This is a genomic window from Bradyrhizobium sp. HKCCYLRH3099 (assembly GCF_051167855.1).
GTDB lineage: Bacteria > Pseudomonadota > Alphaproteobacteria > Rhizobiales > Xanthobacteraceae > Bradyrhizobium.
This window is the reverse complement of the sequence record NZ_JBNPTW010000023.1, coordinates 15,159-35,456: the sequence shown is the minus strand read 5'-3', so window position 1 is coordinate 35,456 and position 20,298 is coordinate 15,159. Positions and strand designations below refer to the sequence as shown.

The 20,298-nt window shown below is 65.3% G+C and carries 20 protein-coding genes and 1 tRNA gene; 3 read left to right on the top strand and 18 right to left on the bottom strand.

What is annotated here, in order from left to right:
• Window positions 1–28: 28 nt before the first annotated feature.
• The 7 genes from ACQR1Y_RS30840 to ACQR1Y_RS30810 form a co-directional block, all read right to left on the bottom strand.
• Entirely contained in the window at window positions 29–1,042 is a 1,014-nt protein-coding gene (locus tag ACQR1Y_RS30840; RefSeq protein ID WP_434879469.1) for an ABC transporter ATP-binding protein, read from the bottom strand.
• Window positions 1,042–2,037, bottom strand: a complete 996-nt coding sequence (locus tag ACQR1Y_RS30835) for an ABC transporter ATP-binding protein (protein WP_434859712.1) — start codon at window positions 2,035–2,037, stop codon at window positions 1,042–1,044. Before ACQR1Y_RS30835 ends, ACQR1Y_RS30840 begins: the two co-directional genes overlap by 1 nt.
• Before the next feature lie 4 nt (window positions 2,038–2,041).
• Window positions 2,042–2,911, bottom strand: coding sequence for an ABC transporter permease (locus tag ACQR1Y_RS30830; RefSeq protein ID WP_434859711.1), 870 nt, complete (start codon window positions 2,909–2,911; stop codon window positions 2,042–2,044).
• Window positions 2,908–3,846: an ABC transporter permease gene (locus ACQR1Y_RS30825; protein WP_434859710.1), complete on the bottom strand. Its 939-nt coding sequence runs from the start codon at window positions 3,844–3,846 to the stop codon at window positions 2,908–2,910. Before ACQR1Y_RS30825 ends, ACQR1Y_RS30830 begins: the two co-directional genes overlap by 4 nt.
• 76 nt (window positions 3,847–3,922) lie before the next feature.
• Complete coding sequence (locus tag ACQR1Y_RS30820) at window positions 3,923–5,317, bottom strand: FAD-dependent oxidoreductase (protein WP_434894330.1); 1,395 nt, start codon at window positions 5,315–5,317, stop codon at window positions 3,923–3,925.
• Window positions 5,314–5,607, bottom strand: coding sequence for a (2Fe-2S)-binding protein (locus ACQR1Y_RS30815; protein ID WP_434879471.1), 294 nt, complete (start codon window positions 5,605–5,607; stop codon window positions 5,314–5,316). Before ACQR1Y_RS30815 ends, ACQR1Y_RS30820 begins: the two co-directional genes overlap by 4 nt.
• Window positions 5,588–6,706, bottom strand: a complete 1,119-nt coding sequence (locus ACQR1Y_RS30810) for an NAD(P)/FAD-dependent oxidoreductase (protein WP_434879472.1) — start codon at window positions 6,704–6,706, stop codon at window positions 5,588–5,590. Before ACQR1Y_RS30810 ends, ACQR1Y_RS30815 begins: the two co-directional genes overlap by 20 nt.
• 86 nt (window positions 6,707–6,792) lie before the next feature.
• Here ACQR1Y_RS30810 and ACQR1Y_RS30805 point away from each other — a divergent pair, with 86 nt between their 5' ends.
• The gene (locus ACQR1Y_RS30805; protein ID WP_434859707.1) at window positions 6,793–7,710 is read left to right on the top strand and encodes a LysR substrate-binding domain-containing protein; all 918 of its coding nucleotides are present in this window, start codon (window positions 6,793–6,795) and stop codon (window positions 7,708–7,710) included.
• Here ACQR1Y_RS30805 and ACQR1Y_RS30800 read toward each other — a convergent pair.
• Both ACQR1Y_RS30800 and ACQR1Y_RS30795 read right to left on the bottom strand, forming a co-directional pair.
• Entirely contained in the window at window positions 7,697–9,262 is a 1,566-nt protein-coding gene (locus ACQR1Y_RS30800; RefSeq protein WP_434879473.1) for an ABC transporter substrate-binding protein, read from the bottom strand. The genes ACQR1Y_RS30805 and ACQR1Y_RS30800 overlap by 14 nt on opposite strands.
• Window positions 9,263–9,395: 133 nt before the next feature.
• Window positions 9,396–10,169: a helix-turn-helix transcriptional regulator gene (locus ACQR1Y_RS30795; RefSeq protein WP_434879474.1), complete on the bottom strand. Its 774-nt coding sequence runs from the start codon at window positions 10,167–10,169 to the stop codon at window positions 9,396–9,398.
• 714 nt (window positions 10,170–10,883) lie between these two features.
• On the opposite strand from ACQR1Y_RS30795, the gene ACQR1Y_RS30790 reads away from it, so the two are divergent.
• Window positions 10,884–11,600, top strand: coding sequence for an acyl-homoserine-lactone synthase (locus tag ACQR1Y_RS30790; protein WP_434879475.1), 717 nt, complete (start codon window positions 10,884–10,886; stop codon window positions 11,598–11,600).
• 193 nt (window positions 11,601–11,793) lie between these two features.
• A complete protein-coding gene (locus ACQR1Y_RS30785) occupies window positions 11,794–13,956 on the top strand; it encodes an exonuclease domain-containing protein (RefSeq protein WP_434879476.1) in 2,163 nt (720 codons plus the stop codon).
• A 759-nt stretch (window positions 13,957–14,715) separates the two neighbouring features.
• Here ACQR1Y_RS30785 and ACQR1Y_RS30780 read toward each other — a convergent pair.
• The 9 genes from ACQR1Y_RS30780 to hisD all read right to left on the bottom strand — a co-directional run bounded on the left by ACQR1Y_RS30780 (window position 14,716) and on the right by hisD (window position 20,276).
• A complete protein-coding gene (locus tag ACQR1Y_RS30780; RefSeq protein ID WP_434879477.1) occupies window positions 14,716–15,195 on the bottom strand; it encodes a hypothetical protein in 480 nt (159 codons plus the stop codon).
• 75 nt (window positions 15,196–15,270) lie between these two features.
• On the bottom strand, window positions 15,271–15,576 hold the full coding sequence (locus ACQR1Y_RS30775; protein ID WP_434879478.1) for a HigA family addiction module antitoxin: 306 nt from the start codon (window positions 15,574–15,576) through the stop codon (window positions 15,271–15,273).
• A gap of 11 nt (window positions 15,577–15,587) precedes the next feature.
• The gene (locus ACQR1Y_RS30770) at window positions 15,588–15,869 is read right to left on the bottom strand and encodes a type II toxin-antitoxin system RelE/ParE family toxin (RefSeq protein WP_434879479.1); all 282 of its coding nucleotides are present in this window, start codon (window positions 15,867–15,869) and stop codon (window positions 15,588–15,590) included.
• 776 nt (window positions 15,870–16,645) lie between these two features.
• Window positions 16,646–16,721: transfer RNA gene (locus ACQR1Y_RS30765), tRNA-Phe, on the bottom strand.
• A gap of 174 nt (window positions 16,722–16,895) precedes the next feature.
• On the bottom strand, window positions 16,896–17,093 hold the full coding sequence (gene yacG / locus ACQR1Y_RS30760) for a DNA gyrase inhibitor YacG (RefSeq protein ID WP_434859698.1): 198 nt from the start codon (window positions 17,091–17,093) through the stop codon (window positions 16,896–16,898).
• Window positions 17,094–17,141: 48 nt separating this feature from the next.
• The gene (locus ACQR1Y_RS30755; RefSeq protein WP_006613056.1) at window positions 17,142–17,771 is read right to left on the bottom strand and encodes a Maf-like protein; all 630 of its coding nucleotides are present in this window, start codon (window positions 17,769–17,771) and stop codon (window positions 17,142–17,144) included.
• 181 nt (window positions 17,772–17,952) lie between these two features.
• A complete protein-coding gene (locus ACQR1Y_RS30750; protein ID WP_434859697.1) occupies window positions 17,953–18,423 on the bottom strand; it encodes a low molecular weight phosphatase family protein in 471 nt (156 codons plus the stop codon).
• Window positions 18,424–18,477: 54 nt separating this feature from the next.
• Complete coding sequence (locus tag ACQR1Y_RS30745; protein ID WP_015663966.1) at window positions 18,478–18,984, bottom strand: UPF0262 family protein; 507 nt, start codon at window positions 18,982–18,984, stop codon at window positions 18,478–18,480.
• A complete protein-coding gene (gene hisD, locus ACQR1Y_RS30740) occupies window positions 18,981–20,276 on the bottom strand; it encodes a histidinol dehydrogenase (protein ID WP_434879480.1) in 1,296 nt (431 codons plus the stop codon). Before hisD ends, ACQR1Y_RS30745 begins: the two co-directional genes overlap by 4 nt.
• Between the last annotated feature and the right edge of the window lie 22 nt (window positions 20,277–20,298).

Below are 20,298 nucleotides of genomic sequence, written 5' to 3'. Positions count from 1 at the left end.
CGGACCTGCCAGGAAGCTCCGGCTTCGGTCATCGCGCTCCGATGCGCAGGCTGCCCCAGGCGACGTCGCTCGTTTCCGGGAAGTAGCAGGCGCTGGCGCGGTCGCCGCCCGACGTTTCCAGTTGTGGCGGTTCGGCGCGACACGGCCCCTCCGCTCTCGGGCAACGCGGATGGAAGCCGCAGCCCGGAGGCGGATTGGTTGCAGACGGCACCTCTCCCACGATCTGGACCAGAGGCCGGCGCGTCTTGGGGTCCGGGATCGGATAGCTGTCGCGCAGAAGCTTCGTATAGGGATGCAGCGGACGATCGAGAACATCCACCGTCGGCCCCTCTTCGACGATACGGCCGAGATACATCACGCAGACCCGGTCGCAGAAATGACGGACCACGCCGAGATCATGCGAAACGAACAGGAAGGACAGGCCGCGACGCTCGCGAAGCCCCTCCAGCAACCGGAGAATTTGAGCCTGGACCGAAACGTCGAGCGCTGAAACCGCTTCGTCGGCGACCACCAGTTCGGGATCCAGGACCAGCGCCCTCGCAATGCCGATTCGTTGCCGCTGGCCGCCTGAGAACTCGTGCGGGTAGCGCTCCAATGCGTCGCGCGGCAGGCCGACCTCGACCATGGCCGCTTCCGCCTTCTCCCGGATCTCCTTGGATGAGCTGCGCAGATGAACGCGGAGGGGCTCTTCCAGGGTCTGCCGAATTGTCCGGCGCGGGTTGAGCGACGAATAGGGATCCTGAAACACGATCTGCATCCGGCGCCGCAACGCGCGCAAGGCGGCGCCCTTCGCGGCCCGCACATCGATGCCGTCGAAGAGGATGGATCCTCGATCGGGCTCGATGAGACGAAGGATGGCGCGGGCGACCGTGGACTTGCCACAACCGGACTCTCCCACGAGTCCGAGGGACGTTCCCTTCGGGATGCGGAAGGACAAGTCATCGACCGCCCGGACATTGTTAGCGCCCGAACGTCCGTGTCTCACGAAACTCTTGGAGAGGTTGCGTACGACGAATTCGCCGTCGCCGAGAGACGTCGTCATCAGTGGAGTCCTCCAGCCGGTCTGACGGGACAGCGCACCAGATGTCCGGGATCACCAGATGACACGAGTTCCGGATGCAACTCGGTACAACTGCGATCCTTGTAGGGGCAGCGTGGCGCGTAGGCGCAGCCTGTCGGCACGGCTGACAGAGCGGGAACACTGCCGGGAATCGGCTCGAGCGTTTCATTGGCCCGATCGGCTCGGGGCATCGCCCGCAGCAGCGCCGCCGTATAGGGGTGCATCGGCTTTGCGAACAGCGCATCGACACTCGCAAGCTCCACGACCTCTCCTGCATACATCACCGCCACCCGGTCGGCGATCTGTGCAACCACGCCAAGATTGTGCGTGATGAACAGCATCGACATGCCATAGGCCTGCTTCAGCTCTTCGAGCTGGCTCAGCACCTGCGCCTGGATCGTCACGTCCAGCGCCGTGGTCGGCTCGTCGGCCAGGAGAACCTTCGGATGGCACGCGAGGGCCATGGCGATCATGACGCGCTGGCGCATCCCGCCCGAAAACTGATGCGGATACTCGTCGAGCCGGCTCTTCGGCGAGGGAATCTTGACCTCCGTCAACAACCGGAGCGCCTCGGCCTTGGCCTGGATGCGCGAGCCCCCGCGATGAATGAGGATCGCCTCCGCGATCTGGTCGCCGACCGTCATCGTCGGATTGAGGCTCGTCATCGGCTCCTGGAAGATCATGGCGATCGAATTGCCGCGAATGGTGCTCATGTCCCGCTCGGACAAGGTCACCAGGTCCTGCCCCTCGAACAGCACTTCCCCGCCCTGGATGCGGGCCCCGGCCTGCGGAAGCAAGCGCAGGATCGAGAGCGCGGTGACGCTCTTGCCACTGCCGGATTCGCCCACCACGGCCAGCGTCTCGTTCGGCATCAGCGCGAGCGAGAGATTGCGCACGGCCGGATACCAATGGTCGCCGATCCGGAATTCGGTCCGCAGGTTGCGCAAGTCGAGAGCCGGCCTCGGAAAGGATGTCATGTCGCTACTCAGCCCTCAGCTTCGGATCGATGGCGTCCCGCAGGGCGTCGCCCAGCAGGTTCAGTGCAAGCACGGTCAGCAGGATCGCGAGGCTTGGAAACACCGCGAGCCACCATGCGTCGAGGATGTTGTCGAATCCTTCGCGGATCATGCTGCCCCAGGTCGGCGTCGGCGGCGGAACGCCGAGACCGATGAAGCTCAGGGACGCCTCGGTGCGGATCGCCGACGCCATCCACAGCGAACTCATCACCACGACATCCGAGATGAGGTTGGGCAGAATATGGACGCCCATGATCCGGACCGGGCTGAAGCCGAGCGCCCGGCCAGCCATCACGAAGTCCTGCTGCTTCAAGGCGATCGTCGGCGCGCGGGCAACGCGTGCGAACGGCGCGATCTCCGTGATGGCGATTGCGATGATGAGGTTCTGCAGACTCGCGCCGAGCATTGCCGCGATCATCAATCCGAGCAGCAGAGCCGGAAAGGAGAGCATGACGTCGAGGACGCCCATCACGAACTGATCCAGCAAGCCCCCGGCATAGCCCGCGACGATCCCGATGGTGCAGCCGATCGTCATCGCAATCAGGATCGCGACGAAGCCGACCATCAGGGATATGCGAGCTCCATAGATCAGGCGCGACAGGACATCGCGGCCGTAATTGTCCGTTCCGAGCAGGAACTCCCGGGACGGCGGCTCGAGCCGTGCGACGATGTTCTGCTCCAGCGGATCGTGCGGCGCGATCAGCGGTGCGAACACCGCGACCGCCACGATGAACGCCAGGAGCAAAGCGCCCAGCCAGAACAGGGGATTCCTGGAAAACACCAGCCACAGCCGGCTGGGCTGCGACACACCAACGGTCGCGATCTCGATCGTCATTTGTATTTCACCCGCGGATCGATCAGCCCATAGGTAATGTCCGTCAGCGTGTTCACGACGATGACGCAGATCGCGAAGATGATCATCAATCCCTCGAGCAGCGTGTAGTCGCGGGAATTGAGCGCGCCGAAGATCAGCTTCCCGAGCCCAGGCCGGTTGAAGATGATCTCCGTGAGCACGGAGTTTCCGATCAGTGTCCCGAAATAGAGACCAACGACGGTCACCACCGGAATGAGGCCGTTGCGCAGAGCGTGCCGCAGGACGAGGCGAACCGGCGTGACGCCCTTCGCGCGCGCCGTGCGGATGTAGTCCTCGCCGAGCACGCCGAGCATGGATGACCGCGTGACGCGCACCACATAGGCCATCAGGATCAGCCCGAGATTCAGCGCGGGCAAGGCCAGGCTTCGCAGCCGGTCGAGGGGATCGGAGCTGTCCGACGTGAGAACCGGAAACCAGCCCAGGTGGATCGCGAAGACGATGAGCAGCAGAATGCCCGACACAAATGCCGGGAAGGAAAGTCCGAGCAACGAGACGAGCCGTGACACGTAGTCGATCCAGCTGTTGCGGCCGAGCGCCGCCAGGATTCCCAGCGGGAGACCGAGCACGAGTCCGATCAGGATGGCGGCCAATGTGAGCTGGATGGTCGAGGGCAGCACCAGCAGGACCTCCTGCACGACGGTCCGGCCGCTGCTCAGGGACTGCCCGAGATTTCCGGTGAGCACCTCTCCGAGGAAGTGGAGATACTGGGTGAGGATCGGCTGATCGAGCCCGAGCCGGGCCCGCATCGCCCGAAGCGATGCTTCGGTCGCCTGATCGCCCAGGATGACGGATGCGGCGTCACCGGGAACGAGACGCACCAGCACGAAGATCGCGGTGAGCATCACGAGCAGCGTCGGGATTGCCAGCAGCAGCCGCTTGAAGGCGAAGTTGATCATGCGATCGTCCCGATCGGTCGCGACTGACGGCGGAGACATCCCGGCTGAGGTTCAGATCGCGAAGCACGCGAATAGCTCACAATGCATCCTCCTTGTCATCGAGGGTCGCCAGCTCTCCGAGCGTCACAGGCTTGAACGGGGGACGAACGCGATAGAAGCCGATCTCGCTCGCAGGACATTTGTGAATGTCGGCGAGCAGCCGCGTGACGGTGTAGCCGCATTGCCGCCCCTGGCAGGGCCCCATTCCCGCACGCGTGAACGCCTTGATCTGGTTCGGACCGGCCCCGCCGATCTGCGCCATGGCCCGGATCTCCCGCGCCGTCACCTCTTCGCATCGGCAGATGACGGTCTCGTCGGACGGATTGAAGACGGTCTCGCGAGGCCTGAACAGGGCGTCCAGGAACGGCCGCAAGGCCAGTTCGCGCGCCAGCATCTTCCGGCTGCGCACGACGTCCCGCATCACGTCCTGCTCGTCCGCAAACCCGAGCTCCACCGCAACTCTTTGCGCGGCAAGCGCACCGCGAAGCTGCGCCGCCTTTGCCCCGGCGATGCCTGCGCCGTCGCCGGCAATGAAGATGCCGGCCCTGGACGTCTCGCCCCAGGGGTCGAGAACCGGCACATAGCAATCCTGCCCGTCGCGCCATTCCACGGCGCAGCCCAGTCCGAGCGCCGTGTGCACGCTCGGCACGACGCCTTCATGCACGAGCAGATTGTCCGTGGAAATGGTCGCCTCTCGTCCATCGGCGGTGCGATAGCTGAGCGATGCGATGCGGTCCGACCCGTGCGCCTCAAGCGCGACGACATGCTTGATGATGGGCACGCGGCGCCGTCGAAGCATGGACGTCCACGCGACGCCCTGGAGCAGCGCTCCCGTGGCGCGCAAGGCATTCGGCAGATGCCGAAGAGCCGCCCAATGACGGCCTGCCGGCGTGGTGTCGAGATAGCCGGCGATCTGCCCTCCGGCGTTGAGCAACTGGACCAGGTAGAGAAGCGGCAGTGGACCACAACCGGCGACCCAGACGGGCTTGGATGGAATCTGCCCCGCGGTCTTCAGCAGGACTTGAGCCGCACCGACGGTGAGAACGCCCGGGAGCGTCCAACCTGGGAAAGGGACGGGCCGTTCCTGGGCGCCCGTCGCAAGGATGATGGCGCGTGCCTTGATGGTCTCGGCTTTGCCATCATGGGTCACGAAGGCGCGGAAGCCGGATTCGATCTGCCATAGCTGGGTTCGAGGCATGTAACGCGCGCCGCTGGCGCGGAACGCGTCAGTGGTTGCCCGTCCGCTCAGATAGGTGCGTCCGAGAACATCTCCCCTGGGCGCCGGCACGGTTTCGACCGCGCGCCAGATCTGCCCGCCCGGGGACACCTGATCATCGACGACCAGAACGTCGAGTCCATGCCGGCGGGCCGTGATCGCGGCCGTCATGCCGGCGGGGCCGGCCCCCACGATGAGAAGGTCAGTGCTCGTCATGACGGCAGGCACCGTTTGCCCTGCTGGCGCTGAACCGTCATGCCGTCCCGGACCGGAGTCATGCAGGTCTGCACGGAGGCGATGCCGTCCACCTGCGCAAGACAATCGAAACAGACGCCGATCATGCAATAGGGTGCTCGCCTATTACTCTTGACCGGCGTCGCGCGTGACCAGACGACCGCTTGGCGCAGCAGGACGGCGGCGACGCTTTCGCCGGGCTCCGCCGTCAGAGGCTCGCCGTCGACCTGGATGGTGACGGTCTCGGCGGGCTCATGCAGCTTTCTGAACATCGAAACGCCTTTGGTGGAAGATATCCAGCGAGCCCGGCAATTGCCCGGCTGCAATCGCATCAGCGAGGACGCTGGCATGCAGCGCCGCGAGCGTCACGCCCGAGTGACACAGCGCGACGAAGGCTCCGCGATGCCTGGTTGACTGTGCATAGACCGGGCAGCCATCGGGAGTCATGATGCGCAAGCCGGCCCACTGACGGACCAACGTCGCCTCCCTGAGAGCCGGCACGATGCGAAGCGTCCGCCGGCTGAGATCGGCCGCGGCGGTCGCGGTCGCCGAGCTGTCGAACCCCGCCTCCTCATGCGTGGCACCGATCATCACGGTGCCTTCCCGCGTCTGACGCAAGCCGCTCGTCGGCAACGGCAGAAACGGTTCGAGCCGCTCGGTCACCAGGATCTGCCCGCGTTGCGGCCGCAGCGGGATGTCGAGCCCGACCTGCCGCGCCAGCGCCTGAGATCCGAGGCCGGCCGCGATCAGCAGGCGCGGCGCGCTGACGGTCTCGGTTCCGAACGCCACCGTGAAACCCGCCTCACTCGGAATGATCTGGCGCACCGCAGCGGCCTGGCGCAGCTCCCCGCCCAGGCGCAAAATTCCCGCATGAAGCGCCGCAAGCAGCTGAAGCGGATTGGCGTGCCCGTCGCGTTCGCCGAAGCTCGCACCCACCACGTCAGGCCCCAACCGAACGTTCGGAAGCAGCTTGCCCAATTCGGTGCGATCGAGCATTCGCCAATCCGCATCCGCTCCGCCGAGCTGATTGTGCAAGCGCTGAAGGTCGAGGCGACGCTTCTCGAATGCGTCCTCGCCAAGGCAGAACGCCAATCCGCCGTTCTGCTCATATTGCAGATCCATGCCGACGACGCCCGTGAGCTCCGACGCGAAGTCGGACCACATGTCCACGCTCCGGCGCGAGAGCTGCTGATAGGCCGGCATGTTCTGGCCTTTGCCCTGCAGCCAAACAAGGCCGAAATTGGCCCGCGCCGCGCGGTGGTCGCGATCGTCGCCGTCGAGCACGAGCACACGCTGCTGTCGTCGCGCGAGGCCGTAGGCGATGGCCGCGCCGACCGTTCCAGCTCCGATAACGATGATGTCGGGATGCATCAGATTTCCTCTTGCCCAATATGACGACAAAAAGAGATATTTGGTCAAAGTCGAAAATCTGTGGCTGTATTCTTCAGGGTTATGGGATGGCTCGTCAGATCAATCTCCGACAGGTGGAGGCGTTCAAGGCGGTGATCGAGAGCGGCTCGATCAGCCGGGCCGCTTTGATCCTCAACATCTCCCAGCCGGCGATGAGCAAACTGATCGCGCATCTCGAGGAGGATACGGGGCTCAATCTGTTCGATCGCGTCAAAGGCCGGCTTGCTCCGACGGAGCGCGGCATGCGGCTCTACAAGGAGATCGATCGAATCTTCGCGGGCGTTCGCCAGGTCGAGAACGCGGTGGAGGCGATTCGCCGCGAGGAGCAGGGTCAGTTGCTCGTCGGCGTGATGCCGGCGTTGTCGCGCTCCTTCATTCAGCAGGCGACGATGGGTTTCCTGCAGCAGCATCCCAATGTGTTCTGCTCGGTCAAGTCGCGCAGCTCGGAATGGATCGTGGACTGGCTGGTCACGCGCAAGCTCGACGTCGGGCTTGTCAGCTCGCGGATCGACAATCCCTATGTCATCGCCGAACCGCTGACGCAGCAACCGCTCGTCTGCATCATGCCGACGGATCATCCGCTCGCCGCGAAGAACGTCGTGGAGCCGGATGATCTCGACAACGTTCCGTTCGTATCGTTCGATCCTGAGAGCCAGGCCGGCCAGTGCATTGCGACGATGTTCGATGCCTACAATGTCAGGCCCAAGACCGTGCTCGTCGCCAACGTCTCGCCGACCCTTTGCGAATTCGTCGCGGCCGGCCTTGGCGTGTCGCTGGTCCATCCGCTGATGTTCAGCGGGCTGCAGGACCGGCTGTCCATCCGCCGCTTCGAACCGGCCTTGTCCTACGATTTCCAGCTTTGCCGAATGCGCGACAGCCGCAATGCCGGCCTGGTCGATGCCTTTCTTCAGCAGGCGCGGACCACGGCCGCGCGCCTGTCCCAGGAGTCGCTCAGCGCGGCGTGAGCGTCGTCGCCTCGGTGATCAGCGGCGCCAGGTTCATCGCGCCCTTGAGCTCGTAACCATAGTTGACGCGCTTGCTGTGTCCCCAGACCTGCTGAAGCTCGAACAGCGGAACCGAGCAGACGGCGTCGTGGATCTTGCGCTGGGCGTCCTTCCACAGCTCCTGCTGCCGCTCGGCACGGCCTTCGACGCGCGCCGCCTGGATGTCGTCGTCGGCGACATCGCAATGCGAGAAATTGGCCACCGCGGTCGGCTTTCCGACGATCGAGCGCGAGTGATAGAATTCCGTCAGGTACGTGTCCGCGACCGGAAACCGGGCGGCGCCATAGAACACCAGCGCGCTGGCATTGCCGCGGATCTGGCTCTGATACGTCGCATGATCGACGACGCTCATGTCCAGCTTGATGCCGGCCTTGGCAAGCTGGCGCTGAATGATTTCCATCGTCGGCAGGATCGCCGAGATGTTGGAGACCACGACCTTGAGCGTGATGCCGTCGGGATAGCCGGCTTCGGCCAGAAGCGCCTTGGCCTTCACGGGATCGTAGCCATAGGCTCCCGGCGAGCAGTCCTCTCCGATATAGCCGGGGGGCACGACCGAGCAGCCCTTCTGGCTGACGGACTTGCCGACGAACTGCACGAGATCGTCGACATTGACCGCGGCGGCGATCGCCTGCCTCACCTTGAGATTGTCGAGCGGCGGAATGCTGGCGTTGATGTGAAGGGTCCGGAATTCTCCCGGGCGGAAGATATCGACGACCATGTTGCCGCGCTGGCGGGTCGTATCGACCCAGCGCTGCTCGCGCCGGCCCTGAACGAGGTCGAGCTCTCCCGACGCAAAAGCGAGCTCGCGCGCGCTGTCGGAAGGAATCGTTCGGTACATGATGGCGCCGATCTGCGGCCGGCCGCGGAAGTAGCTCTCGTTCGCGACCAGCTTGACGTGCCGCTGCGTCTCGTGCTCGGCAAACGCGAAGGGCCCCGTGCCGACCGGATTGGAGCCGAACTTGTCGCCGAGCTCCTCGACCGCCTTTTTGCTGACGATGTTGCCGCCGTGATAGTTGGACAGGCGGCCGAGAAAATTCGGGTCCGGATATTTCAGGGTGACCCGCACCGCACCGTCGTCGATCTTGGCGATGCTCTCGACCGCGGCGAAGTCCGCAGCGAAGCTCGAACGGCTGGGATCGGCGGCGCGCGTCAGCGAATAGACCACATCGTCCGCGGTGAGGCGTCCCCAATTGCCGTGAAACTTGACGTCCTTGCGCAGGAAGAAGGTCCAGCTTCGTCCGTCCGCCGACGTTTCCCAGCGCTCGGCGAGGTCCGGCTCGAGATCCTTGAAATCGGCACTTCCCGGCCTGAAGCGGACGAGGCCGTTGAACATCAGGCCGATCAGCGGCTTGTCCGTGCTCGTCGTCGCACGATGGGGATCGAGCGTGGTGATGTCCGATCCGCCGGCCCCCATCTGCAGGGTGGCCCCCGCCGGCACCTCGGCCGCCGACACGCCGCCGGCGGCTGTCAGCAGCACAGCAATGCAGAACGCCACGATATGGAGGTGCTTCATCCCGATGCCTCGCCCGTTACCCGGGCATCAGGCTGAAAGAGTCCTGCACCGCTGTCAAAGTCCGAAATCGAGGAGACCTATTCTCCGACGTTATGGGCCGAACGCTCCCGCCAATCAGGGCATCGCCACCGGCTCAGTCCGTGGGGTCGAGCCACATCGACATCACCGAGCCGGACAGGCCCGGGATCTCGATCAGACCCAGCCTGATCGCCTTGACCACGGCGACCGTCCGGCTGGTCGTGCCGAGCTTCCTCATGGCCTTCTTGATGTGGAAGTTGATGGTGTTCTCGCTGATCTTCAGAATGATCCCGATATCCCAGGAGGACTTGCCCTCCGCGGTCCACCGCAGGCATTCGCGTTCGCGCTCCGAAAGCTCGATCATATCGTGGCTCGTCGCAGGCCTCGCCAGCTCGCCGAACGCGACATGGAACTGACACGCCAGGGCATGAAGATGATGGAGACGCCGGCCGGGATCGGCGTCGTCGAAGTGAGATGCAAAAGACAGCACCGAGATGCGCCCGGACGGCCCGAACAGCGGCACGCTCATCCCGTGCTTGAGGCCGGCCTCGCGGCTTTCATGGATGACCCGGCGCTCGCCGGCCTGCAGCCGGTCCTGCTTGAGCAACTGATCCCACATGAACGGCTTGCTGTGAAAGGCGGTGCGCCTGACCACCGGATCAATCTCGTGATACTTGCGCTCGAAATAATGCTTCCGCCAGGCGGACGGAAAGTTGAGCGCAATCGCCGGCATCGGGTGATCGGGCAGCCGCATCACCTCGACGTAGTTCAAGGCGCCGTAGGCCACCTGGCCGAAACCTTCCTCGGCCGCAGCACCGACGAGAAGCTCGAACAGGTCGGGCAGCGACTGCGTGCGGTTGGCACAATCGATGAAGCAGAAGAGGTCCATAGCCACCTCACGGCAGACAAAGCTGCGCAGACGTCCGGCACTTCCGGCCCGGTGTGATCGTGATCTTGATCGTGAAAACGACTCCGCCGCGACCTTCCGGTCGCCGACGGCCCGCTCGTGCCCCCTCGCCCGCCTCTGTCGAGGCTGAAAACAGGCGCTTGTTTGTCCGAACTTCATCCCAACCTGAGGTAGATTGTATCATTGTACAGTCCGTCGTGCAAATGACGATCACATTCGATTCATCATATGGACGCTGCGTCATGTCATGAGCATTGCCATCCTCCAGGACCGGCCGCACGAACGAGCATGCCGACTGCGGGACTCAGCGAAGTGCCTGCTCAACAAGCATTCTCAGGCGCTCGCCTCTTTCTACAAAGCATTTCCGGCATGCGTGACGTACGGAACGGCGTAGTTGGACGTGTCGGCTCTTCGTCCACATCGCCCGCGGATCAGGGGCCTCGGCGATTCACGCCGACCGCTCCCACGGCCCTCATGGGAGCCTTGCAAAAGCCAAGAACTCCACAACATTGCAACCCAGAATTGCGTCGAATTATAGGTGATATTGAGGCGCGGCTCGACAGATACCGCTTTTCTGAGAGGAGCCGCGCCACAGCGCTCGCTCGATCATCGCGCTACTCGACTGGGTAGCTGCAGCGCTTGCGTCGAGCCGATTAGTCTGCGCCTTCCTATCATGTCGCCCATTGGAAGATGCTCATGCGTACCGTTGCAGTCAGGTGGGACAACGTCCATCAACATGGCGAGGCGTGGATCTCGCACCATCGGCTGCGATACAGGATGTTCGTCGAGCGCCAGGGATGGTCCGTGCCGCACTATCAGCGCATGGAGTACGATGAGTTCGACACGCCGGCGGCCACCTACATCGTCGTCGTCGACGAGCGCGATCAGGCGCTCGGCACCGCGCGACTGATTCCGACGACACGCCCCTACATGGTCGAGTCGCTATGGCCCGATCTGGTGGATGGCCTGCTGCCGCACGCCGATCAGGTGTGGGAGGCGTCGCGATTCGGCTGCGATCGCGCGTTGGGCGCCGGCGGGCGACGCCGCGTGATCGGTCAGCTCATCCAGGCCTGCCAAGAATTCGGCGTCGCCCACGGCATCACGTCCTATCTCGGCGTGATGCCGCCCTGGGTGTTCCAGACCGTCATTGCGGCCCATGGCTGCCCGGTGCGCCCGCTCGGACCGGCGCTGTCGCTGCAAGGGCACGCCATCGAAGCCGCCGCGATCGAGGTCTCGGCGGCGGTTCTCGCGCGCGTGCGCGCGCACACGGGACTGCGGCAGGCGCTGGAGAACATCGACGTCCTCGACGTCGCGCCCACGGCGCTGTCGCTCGCCGTCGCCGGCGATGCTGTCGCGGCGCCCGAGCCGAGCAGGCTCGCGGCTTCGACGAGTCCCCTCGTCGACGCCCACTGAAGCGGCGAGATCAGCTGTTCGACATCATGTCATGACGGCGCCGGAACCCGTGCCGCGCCATCGCTGTCGCCCGGCCCCTTCATCCGTCGATCTTGACAAATGCGCCGATCAGAACAAAAAACGAACGCTCGCCCCGTTCGCCTGATCGTCAGGCGCGGTCGTCAGCCAGACGCATGGGATCCCGGCTCGTCACATGAAACCTGCCACGCTGCCGGTCTATTACTATCTCGACCACTTCGTCGAAATGCTCGGGTTCGTCGAGACGACCTATGGCGACATTCTCGGCGACGATGATCGCGCGTTCACCGCGCGCTTTCGCCGCCTGTCCAAGGACGCGCAGTGCCTGCTGATCCGGATGGTCAACCGGCACGGACCGATCTTCAATCGCGCGCTGTTCAAATATCCGGAGATCGCCGATCTCTCGGCCGCGATCCGCGAGCTGATGGATTGCGGGCATGCCCGGAACCTCCGGTCCGAGGACTATGCCGCCTTCGTGCTCTGCCAGCCGAAGACCGCCCTGCTCGACGGCGCGCGTGCGGCCGGGTTCGGCCGTGAGGTCCGCGCCTCCTGGTCGAAGCCGGCGCTGGCCGAGTTCTTCCTGTCGACCATTCCCTTCGAGGCCGCCGCGCGGCATTGCGGCGCCGCGAGCTTCGTCGCGCTCGACAACACGCGTCCGATCGAATTCCTGCTGTATCTCTACTTCGGCAAGACGGCTGACAATCTCAAGAACTTCGCGCTGCGCGATCTCGGCGTGCTGCGCACGAACCAGGAGACGTCCTTCAGCGCGCGCTTCGCCGACGCCGACGAGGCGCATGCCTGCTTCCACTACAGCCAGGTGCTGGACCGGATCGCCCTGCGCTCCGCCGCGATCGACCGGCAGGCGGCCGCGGCGATCCTCGACGGCCCGCCGCGAACCACCGACTACGCCGCCGACCTCGCGGCGCGCGCCGCCTGCGAGGTCGGACAGTTCTTCGAGAAGCAGGGCGACGAGGAACTCGCCGAACGGCTATACAGGGACGGCGGCTCGGCCGATTGCCGCGAACGCCTCGTCCGCCTGCTCTACGCGCGGGGCGACAAGGAGGCGGCCGAGGTCTTGCTGCGGGACATGATCGACGATCCCGAGAGCGACCACGAGCATCTCTTTGCGACGGATTTCTACGCCCGCAAGTTCGGCGGACAGCGCACCGGCCTGTGCACGGCCCTGCTGCGCGCGGGGCGGACGATCGTCGTCGACGACCTGCATCGCGGCCATCCCGAAGCCGGCGTCGCCGGCGTGCTGCGGCGCCAGGGCGGCGAGGTCTACGTGACCGAGAACTCGCTCTGGCTCGCCTTGTTCGGGCTGTTGTTCTGGGACGAGCTGTTCGAGTCCGGCCAGCTCCACAGCGGCTTCGACTGGGTGCCGCAGTGTCTGCGCGACCGGACCTTTCATCGCCGCTTCGCCACACAGATCGACGGCAAGCTCGCGCAGATCAGGGCGAGGACCGCACTGCCGTTGATCCTGCGCACCATCGCCGCGAAATGGGGACGGCCCAACGGCCTGTTCGCCTGGGAGCGCGTGCAGGTGGACGCGCTCCGCGCCGTGCTCGAAGGCGCCCACGCCGATGGCCTCGCCGACATCGTCAGGGCGATGTGCGAGGACTTCCGCGGCATGCGCGACGGCTTTCCCGACCTGCTGCAGGTGCGGGACGGCAGGCTTTCCTTCGTCGAGGTCAAGGCCGAGGGCGACGCCATCCGACGCAATCAGCTGACCCGGCTGCGCCAGCTGAATCACGCGGGCATCCCGGCCGAAATCGGCCGCGTCGACTACCGCTTCGATCCCGACCAGATCTATGTCGTCGTCGACATCGAGACGACGGGATCGTGGTCGGCCGGCGATCGCATCACCGAGATCGGGGCCGTGAAGGTCCGCAACCACCAGCCGATCGCGGAGTGGCACGCGCTGATCAATCCGCAGCGGCCAATTCCGGCGAAGATCGTCGAGCTGACCGGCATCACCAACCAGATGGTGCGCGACGCGCCGGCCTTCCACGAGATCGCCGACAGCTTCATGGCGTTCATGGAGGACGGCATCTTCGTCGCGCACAACGTGAACTTCGACTACGGTTTCCTGTCGTCCGAATACGAACGGCTGGCGCGACGCTTCCGCTTCCCGAAACTGTGTACCTGCACGGGCATGCGGCGAGGATATCCCGGGCACAAATCCTACGGCCTCGGCCAACTCTGCGCGATCTACGGCATCGCGCTCGAGGACCACCACCGCGCCTTGTGCGACGCCCGCGCCACCGCGCGGCTGCTGACCCTGATCAACACCAAGCGCGCCGACGCCGTCCCTGCACAAGAGGTGCAGGCGGCGTAGGCTCTCGGCTCGACCGAGGCCGGTCGCGACGAGCGATCCTGCACAATGAGTTACTCCGTCATGCCCGGGCTCGTCCCGCCTGCGCGGCTGAAGCCGCTTCGGCGCGGCGAAGGCCCGGGCATCCACGTCGTTCTCAGCATGCCGACCGACGTGGATGGCCGGGACAAGCCCGGCCATGACGACGTGGAGAGAGACGGGCACAGAACTACGATCGCCTTCTGCGATGACCCTACCCTCGAGGGGAGAGGTGACCGCGCAGTTGACCTTCCAGTGAGCGCCGCGGCATTAGACAATGCGCGAGGCTGCTTTGATACGATTTCGTGGAAACACATCACGTCCTAGCCGCCACTCCGGCACCTCGGCGAAAGCATCGGCACATTCGCCCACGGCCAATTGTGCCACCGCCCATCGTCGCCGACGCAGGCGGAAGCTGCCGGAGGCGAACTCGCCGTCGCATGCGATGCAGCCTCGCGCGCTGCAAACCGGTGGTCGACATAAATCGTCGACAGATATCCCGCCACGGTCACCGCCAGGACGACCACAGATCCCTTGGCGAAGTCACCCCTGTGCATGTCATCAGCTCCCTTGTTCGGCGTGTCAGGACCACATGGGACGATATTGACGTACCATGGCGTGGCGGGCTGTGAGAGAGGTCACATCGACATTGGATCCGGGCTGTTGCTGGCACGGACTTACGGTTGCTGCGCAAGTTAGGGGGCAGTGCAGTCACCGCAATTCTTGAAGGCGACGATCGCCCCCCTATCTGCCGGATTTGCGCCGCTCAAGCCAAGCCCGCATCTCTCTCGCGATGAAAACGAATCCCAAGCAGCCTATCAGGATGAACAGCAGATGAAGCCCGAACAAGCCGGCAAAGTTGAACGGATGGTCGCCAAAGGTAATCAGCTGATAATGATTGGGCTCGCCTCTGCTACGAAAATTCCCCCAGAGCGCTCCGGTAGAGTACCACTGGCTGAGGCTGTAGACGCCATGCCCACCCATGATAATGGCTATTACGGCACCGACGAACGTCATGGGTGCGTGCAATTTGACCTTCACGGGCCTCACTTGGTGTTTGGCTCCTGGGCCTCGAGGGAGCAGGTCATCGCAGATGATCGTCGGAACGGGGCCCCTTCGTCCGCGCCCAACCGTGCTGTCGCCGCCGCCGAAGATCGATATCATTGCGCGAAGTTTTGCGCCCGCCAGGCCATCAGATTCATCTCGTTCAGAATCGTCCAGCACTTGAGGCATCCAATCGAGATTACGGTGACGGTGCACAACACTGCTGCAGCCGACCTGCTCGACGCCAGCCGCCGGTCACGCCGCCCGCGGCTTGTTCACCGTCTCGATCCGGTCGAGCGTCTTGCCGAGGCTGCGTTTCGCGATCTGGACGTCGTAGTCCGTCTGCAGGTTGAGCCAGAGCTCGGGCGTCGTGTCGAGTGCCTTGGCGAGCCGGAGCGCGGTGTCGGCGGTGATGCCGGTCTGCTCGCTGGCGATCCGCTCGATCCGCGTTCGCGGCAGGCCGCACACCTTGGCGAGCGCGCCGGCGGACATTCCGAGCGGGGTGAGAAACTCCTCGCGCAGTACTTCACCGGGATGCATCGGCTTCAGCTTCTTGGTCATCGCAGCGCCTTTCAATGATAGTCCACGATCTCGACGTTCGCCGGGCCGTCCGCCGTCCAGATGAAACAGACCCGGAATTGATCGTTGATGCGGATCGAATGCTGCCCTTGGCGATCTCCCGTCAGCGCCTCCAGCCGGTTGCCGGGCGGCGATCGCAAGTCGCCGAGACCGGCCGCGGCGTGGAGGTAACGCAACTTCCGGCGAGCCACCTTCAACAGATCGGACGGAAAGCCCTTCGGGTTTTCGCCGTCGAACACAGCCTCGGTGGTCCAGTCCCGGAAGCTCCTGATCATCCGGAAAATGTATCACTCCATGATACACTCGTCAAACAATGGCGACGTCTCTGAGTTGCTCGCGCTGTTCCTACCAACTTCCATGTCGTCAGCCAGAGCATCCACCCCTGCACAAACTGCCCGTCGTGCTGATTCCCCTTGCGCCGTCGGGCAAATCACCGCCACATTTCCCGCCATCCCGCCCGCACTGAGAGGGGCGTATCGCGATCGTCACGGGACGTTGCGGCGGGGAGTGGTGGCCGTGGGGCGACGCAGCATCTCATTTGCGGGTGCGGACGAACGTCGTCATGCGGACGGTCAAGCCGTGTGGTCCCGACACCCCGACGCTGGTGTCTTGGTCGGCGACGATGCCGATGACGGGGGCAAGCAAGCCCGGTCCCCTGGGAGAGCGCGGAGCAGCCGTTCAAACCATCGCGCAGGGAAGGCCGGGTTGTTTCCGGCTGAGCCTGTGGTTCCTGCCCCGTGCACTCTGTTTCGCACGGGGGCCGCGGGTGCCAGTCGGCACTCGGCCTTCCCTGCGCCCTCTCAATCGATGAGGACGCCATCCGCAGCAGAGCTCGGGCTGATTCAGCCGCGAGGTTGCGGGCGCATGGGCGCGAGCGACGGCTGCTGATCGCAGCAGGCTGTTTGACAGGGTTGATCAGGAGATCAGGGAGCGGGGCTGAAGCTGGCACTTGGCGGGCTCAAACGCCCGGCTTCGCCAAGAGGCTACGCCGGGCACGCTTCGCCCTGCGGGCTACCGCGGCTGCGCCACGCGTAGCCCGCAGGGCGAAGCGTGGTGCCCAGGGGCGGAATCGAACCACCGACACTGCGATTTTCAGTCGCATGCTCTACCAACTGAGCTACCTGGGCAGGTCTCTTTCGGGCCAAAAAAGCCCGGCGAGCCGGCGGTTTATAGTCAGAGCGGGCGGCGCTGTCTACCGCTGTTCGCGGAAGTTTTCACATTCCTTTTGCAGCTGCGCAGCTGTTGCCGAAACACCGCCCGGCGAGCTGGCGCCATCGGCGCAAGGACATGAAAATACTGGTTTATTCGACGTCGTCCTCGTCGCCCTCGGTGGCCGGGATGACATAGGAGCCGCTGAGCCAGCGATTGAGGTCGACGTCGCGGCAGCGCGACGAGCAGAACGGGCGCGAGGCGTCCGCGGCGGGGCGGTTGCAGATCGGGCAGCGGCGGATGGGTTTGGCCGCGGCGGCGGTGTTCGGTTGAGGCGATTCGTCGGACATGGCCGCTATTTAGGCGACGAGGCCGCCGGATGCATCCCCGTCGGGCGATTACACCCCGACGGTGTTGAGCCAGCCGAAGCGGATCGGAAAGCCCTCGCCGGCGAGCAGGGTCGTGGTCTCGTACAGCGGCAGGCCGACGACGTTGGTGTAGGAGCCGACCATCTTGACCACGAACGAGCCGGCGATGCCCTGCACGGCGTAGCCGCCGGCCTTCCCGCGCCATTCGCCGGAGCCGATATAGGCCTGGATGTCGTCTTCGCTGAGCCGCTTGAAGCGGACGCGGGTCTCGACCAGGCGCTGGCGGAACGCCTCCTTCGGCGTCACCAAGGTGATCGCGGTGTAGACGCGGTGGTTGCGGCCCGACAGCAGGCGCAGGCACTGCGAGGCCTCGTCGACCAGGTTGGCCTTGGGCAGGATGCGGCGGCCGACCGCGACCACCGTGTCGGCGGAGATGATGAAGGCGCCGCGCAGCTCGTCGTCGAGCTGGACGGATTTCAGCGCTGCGTCGGCCTTGGCGCGCGCCAGGCGGTTGGCGCAGGCGCGCGGCAGCTCGCCGCGCTTCGGCGTCTCGTCGACGTCGGCCGGACGCAGCGCGTCGGGCTCGATGCCGGCCTGGTTGAGCAGCGCCAGACGCCGCGGCGAACCGGATGCAAGAACGATTTTGGGACGGCCGAGCATGCTGATTTCGCTGAGGGATTCGGAAACGGCGGGGCGGGCGCGCGGAACCTATCGGAAGGGGTGCCATTCCACAACCCGGAGACTGCGACAAGGCTGCGACAGCCTGCTCTACGGGCTCAGTTTGAGCGGCGGACGACGTTGGTATTTCGGTTCGATGACACCTTGCGGGGGGAACTTGGAACTACAGACCTGCCGGACCGGGCTTGGCGAAGCGCTTGCGGATGCGCGTGAACAGGCCGTCGAGGACCTCGCGATAGGCCGACAGCTTCTGCTCGCGGTTGCCGTCGGTCGTGGTCGGATCGGGCGTCGGCCAATATTCGACGTCGGCGGCGATGGTGCGGGTCAGCTCGAGGGCCTTGTGGTGCGCTTCCGGAGAGAGCGTGATGATGAGGTCGAAGTTCAGGCCCTCCCAGTCCTCGAGCTCCTCGAAGGTGGTGGGCTTGTGCTGCGAGATGTCCTGGCCGAGCTCGGCCATCACGGAGACCGCGAACGGGTCGAGCTCGCCCTTCTTGACGCCGGCGGAGCGGACATAGAGCGCGTGCGGAAACATCTGGCGCAGCAGGCTTTCGGCCATCGGCGAGCGCACGCTGTTCTGCCCGCAGGCGAACAGCACCGCCTGCGGCTGGCGCGCGCGCGGCGGCCCCTCGGCCATGATTCTAGGCGTCCTTGGCCGGACGGCAGGACGCGCGGAGGCGAGCGCGCGGCGTCACTGGCCCTCGCCCTTCCAGTGCAGCACCGTGATGAGGGTGAACAGCCGGCGCGAGGTCTCGAAATCGACCCGCACCTTGCCCTTGAGCCGCTCCTGCAGGGTGCGCGAGCCCTCGTCATGGATGCCGCGGCGGCCCATGTCGATCGCCTCGATCTTGTCGGGCGTCGCGGTGCGGATCGCCTGGTAGTAGCTGTCGCAGATCATGAAATAGTCCTTCACGATCCGCCGGAACGGCGACAGCGACAAGAGATGCGTGACGACGGGGGTGCCGTCCTCGCGGCGGATGTCGAACATCAGCCGGTTGGCGGTGATGCCGAGATGCAAGGTGAAGGGACCGGCGCCGTCGGCGCCCTCGGGCGCGAACAGGTTCTCCTCGACGAGGTCGTAGATCGCGATCGCCCGCTCATGCTCGATGTCCGGACCGGAGCGGCCGATCGACTCCTCGTCGAGCGTCACCGCCACGATGCGATTGGTCCGGTCGTCGCCTGGCGGGTGCTGGGTCATGGCAGATTGAGGCGTATTCCCACGGAGCGTGAATGGGCGTCGAGACCCTCGGCCTTGCCCAGAGTCATCGCCGCTGGCCCCAGCGCGCGCAACTGCTCCGGGCCGCATTTCAACAGCGACGTGCGCTTCATGAAGTCGAGCACGCCGAGCCCGGAGGAGAACCGCGCCGAGCGCGCGGTGGGCAGCACGTGATTGGAGCCGCCGACATAGTCGCCGATCGCCTCCGGCGTGTGCGCGCCGAGGAAGATGGCGCCGGCATTGCGGACCTTGGCCGCGAACGCATCGGGATCGGCGGTCATAATCTCAAGGTGCTCGGCGGCGATGGCGTCCGCCAGCGGCACGGCCTGGTCGAGGGTGTCGACCTCGATGATGGCGCCGAAATCGGCCCAGGACGCGCCGGCGATCTCGGCGCGGGGCAGCGTCTTGAGCTGGCCCTCGACGGCGCGGGCGACGTCGTCCGCGAGGCGGCGGCTGTCGGTGATCAAAATCGATTGCGCGCTGGCATCGTGCTCGGCCTGGGCGAGCAAATCGGCGGCGATCCAGTCGGCATTGCCGCTGTCGTCGGCGATCACCAGCACCTCGGAGGGGCCGGCGATCATGTCGATGCCGACCTTGCCAAACACCAGCCGCTTGGCGGCGGCGACATAGGCATTGCCCGGGCCGACGATCTTGGCAACGGGGGCAATCGTCGCGGTGCCATGCGCCAGCGCGGCCACGGCCTGCGCGCCGCCGACGCGGTAGATCTCGGAGACGCCGCCGAGATGCGCGGCGGCCAGCACCAGCGGGTTGAGCCTGCCGTCGGGCGCCGGCACCACCATGACGAGCCGGCCGACGCCGGCGACCTTGGCGGGAATGGCGTTCATCAGCACCGAGGACGGATAGGCCGCGGTGCCGCCGGGCACATAGAGACCGGCGGATTCGATCGCGCTCCAGCGCCAGCCGAGCTCGACGCCGGCGGCATCGGTGAAGCGCTGGTCCTGCGGAAGCTGCTTGAGGTGGAACGCCTCGATGCGGTCGCGGGCGAACTTGAGTGCATCGACGGTTGCCGTGTCGCAGGCCTTCACCGCGGCTTGGATTTCATCTGGCGTGACGCGCAGCGTGGCGGCGGTCAGCTCCAGCCGGTCGAACTTGGCCGTCGCCTCGAGCAGCGCCGCATCGCCGCGCCTGGCGACGTCGTCGACGATGGCGCGGGCGGCGGCTTCGACGTCGGCGGAGGTCTCGCGCTTGGCGGCGAGAAACTGCCGAAACTGGGTGTCGAAACCGGCGTGAGCGCGGGACAGGCGAATGGGCATCTCTGGCACTTTCCGAAGGGGT

Excerpts from the sequence above, each read along its gene's own strand:
- ACQR1Y_RS30820 (WP_434894330.1), bottom strand. The coding sequence starts at position 5,317 with ATGACGAGCACTGACCTTCTCATCGTGGGGGCCGGCCCCGCCGGCATG.
- ACQR1Y_RS30810 (WP_434879472.1), bottom strand. The coding sequence starts at position 6,706 with ATGCATCCCGACATCATCGTTATCGGAGCTGGAACGGTCGGCGCGGCC.
- ACQR1Y_RS30775 (WP_434879478.1), bottom strand. The coding sequence starts at position 15,576 with ATGACCAAGAAGCTGAAGCCGATGCATCCCGGTGAAGTACTGCGCGAG.
- yacG (WP_434859698.1), bottom strand. The coding sequence starts at position 17,093 with ATGTCCGACGAATCGCCTCAACCGAACACCGCCGCCGCGGCCAAACCC.
- ACQR1Y_RS30785 (WP_434879476.1), top strand. The coding sequence starts at position 11,794 with ATGAAACCTGCCACGCTGCCGGTCTATTACTATCTCGACCACTTCGTC.
- ACQR1Y_RS30815 (WP_434879471.1), bottom strand. The coding sequence starts at position 5,607 with ATGTTCAGAAAGCTGCATGAGCCCGCCGAGACCGTCACCATCCAGGTC.
- ACQR1Y_RS30755 (WP_006613056.1), bottom strand. The coding sequence starts at position 17,771 with ATGCTCGGCCGTCCCAAAATCGTTCTTGCATCCGGTTCGCCGCGGCGT.
- ACQR1Y_RS30750 (WP_434859697.1), bottom strand. The coding sequence starts at position 18,423 with ATGGCCGAGGGGCCGCCGCGCGCGCGCCAGCCGCAGGCGGTGCTGTTC.
- ACQR1Y_RS30790 (WP_434879475.1), top strand. The coding sequence starts at position 10,884 with ATGCGTACCGTTGCAGTCAGGTGGGACAACGTCCATCAACATGGCGAG.
- ACQR1Y_RS30825 (WP_434859710.1), bottom strand. The coding sequence starts at position 3,846 with ATGATCAACTTCGCCTTCAAGCGGCTGCTGCTGGCAATCCCGACGCTG.
- ACQR1Y_RS30800 (WP_434879473.1), bottom strand. The coding sequence starts at position 9,262 with ATGAAGCACCTCCATATCGTGGCGTTCTGCATTGCTGTGCTGCTGACA.
- ACQR1Y_RS30805 (WP_434859707.1), top strand. The coding sequence starts at position 6,793 with ATGGCTCGTCAGATCAATCTCCGACAGGTGGAGGCGTTCAAGGCGGTG.
- ACQR1Y_RS30745 (WP_015663966.1), bottom strand. The coding sequence starts at position 18,984 with ATGACCCAGCACCCGCCAGGCGACGACCGGACCAATCGCATCGTGGCG.
- ACQR1Y_RS30830 (WP_434859711.1), bottom strand. The coding sequence starts at position 2,911 with ATGACGATCGAGATCGCGACCGTTGGTGTGTCGCAGCCCAGCCGGCTG.
- ACQR1Y_RS30770 (WP_434879479.1), bottom strand. The coding sequence starts at position 15,869 with ATGATCAGGAGCTTCCGGGACTGGACCACCGAGGCTGTGTTCGACGGC.
- ACQR1Y_RS30795 (WP_434879474.1), bottom strand. The coding sequence starts at position 10,169 with ATGGACCTCTTCTGCTTCATCGATTGTGCCAACCGCACGCAGTCGCTG.
- ACQR1Y_RS30835 (WP_434859712.1), bottom strand. The coding sequence starts at position 2,037 with ATGACATCCTTTCCGAGGCCGGCTCTCGACTTGCGCAACCTGCGGACC.
- hisD (WP_434879480.1), bottom strand. The coding sequence starts at position 20,276 with ATGCCCATTCGCCTGTCCCGCGCTCACGCCGGTTTCGACACCCAGTTT.
- ACQR1Y_RS30840 (WP_434879469.1), bottom strand. The coding sequence starts at position 1,042 with ATGACGACGTCTCTCGGCGACGGCGAATTCGTCGTACGCAACCTCTCC.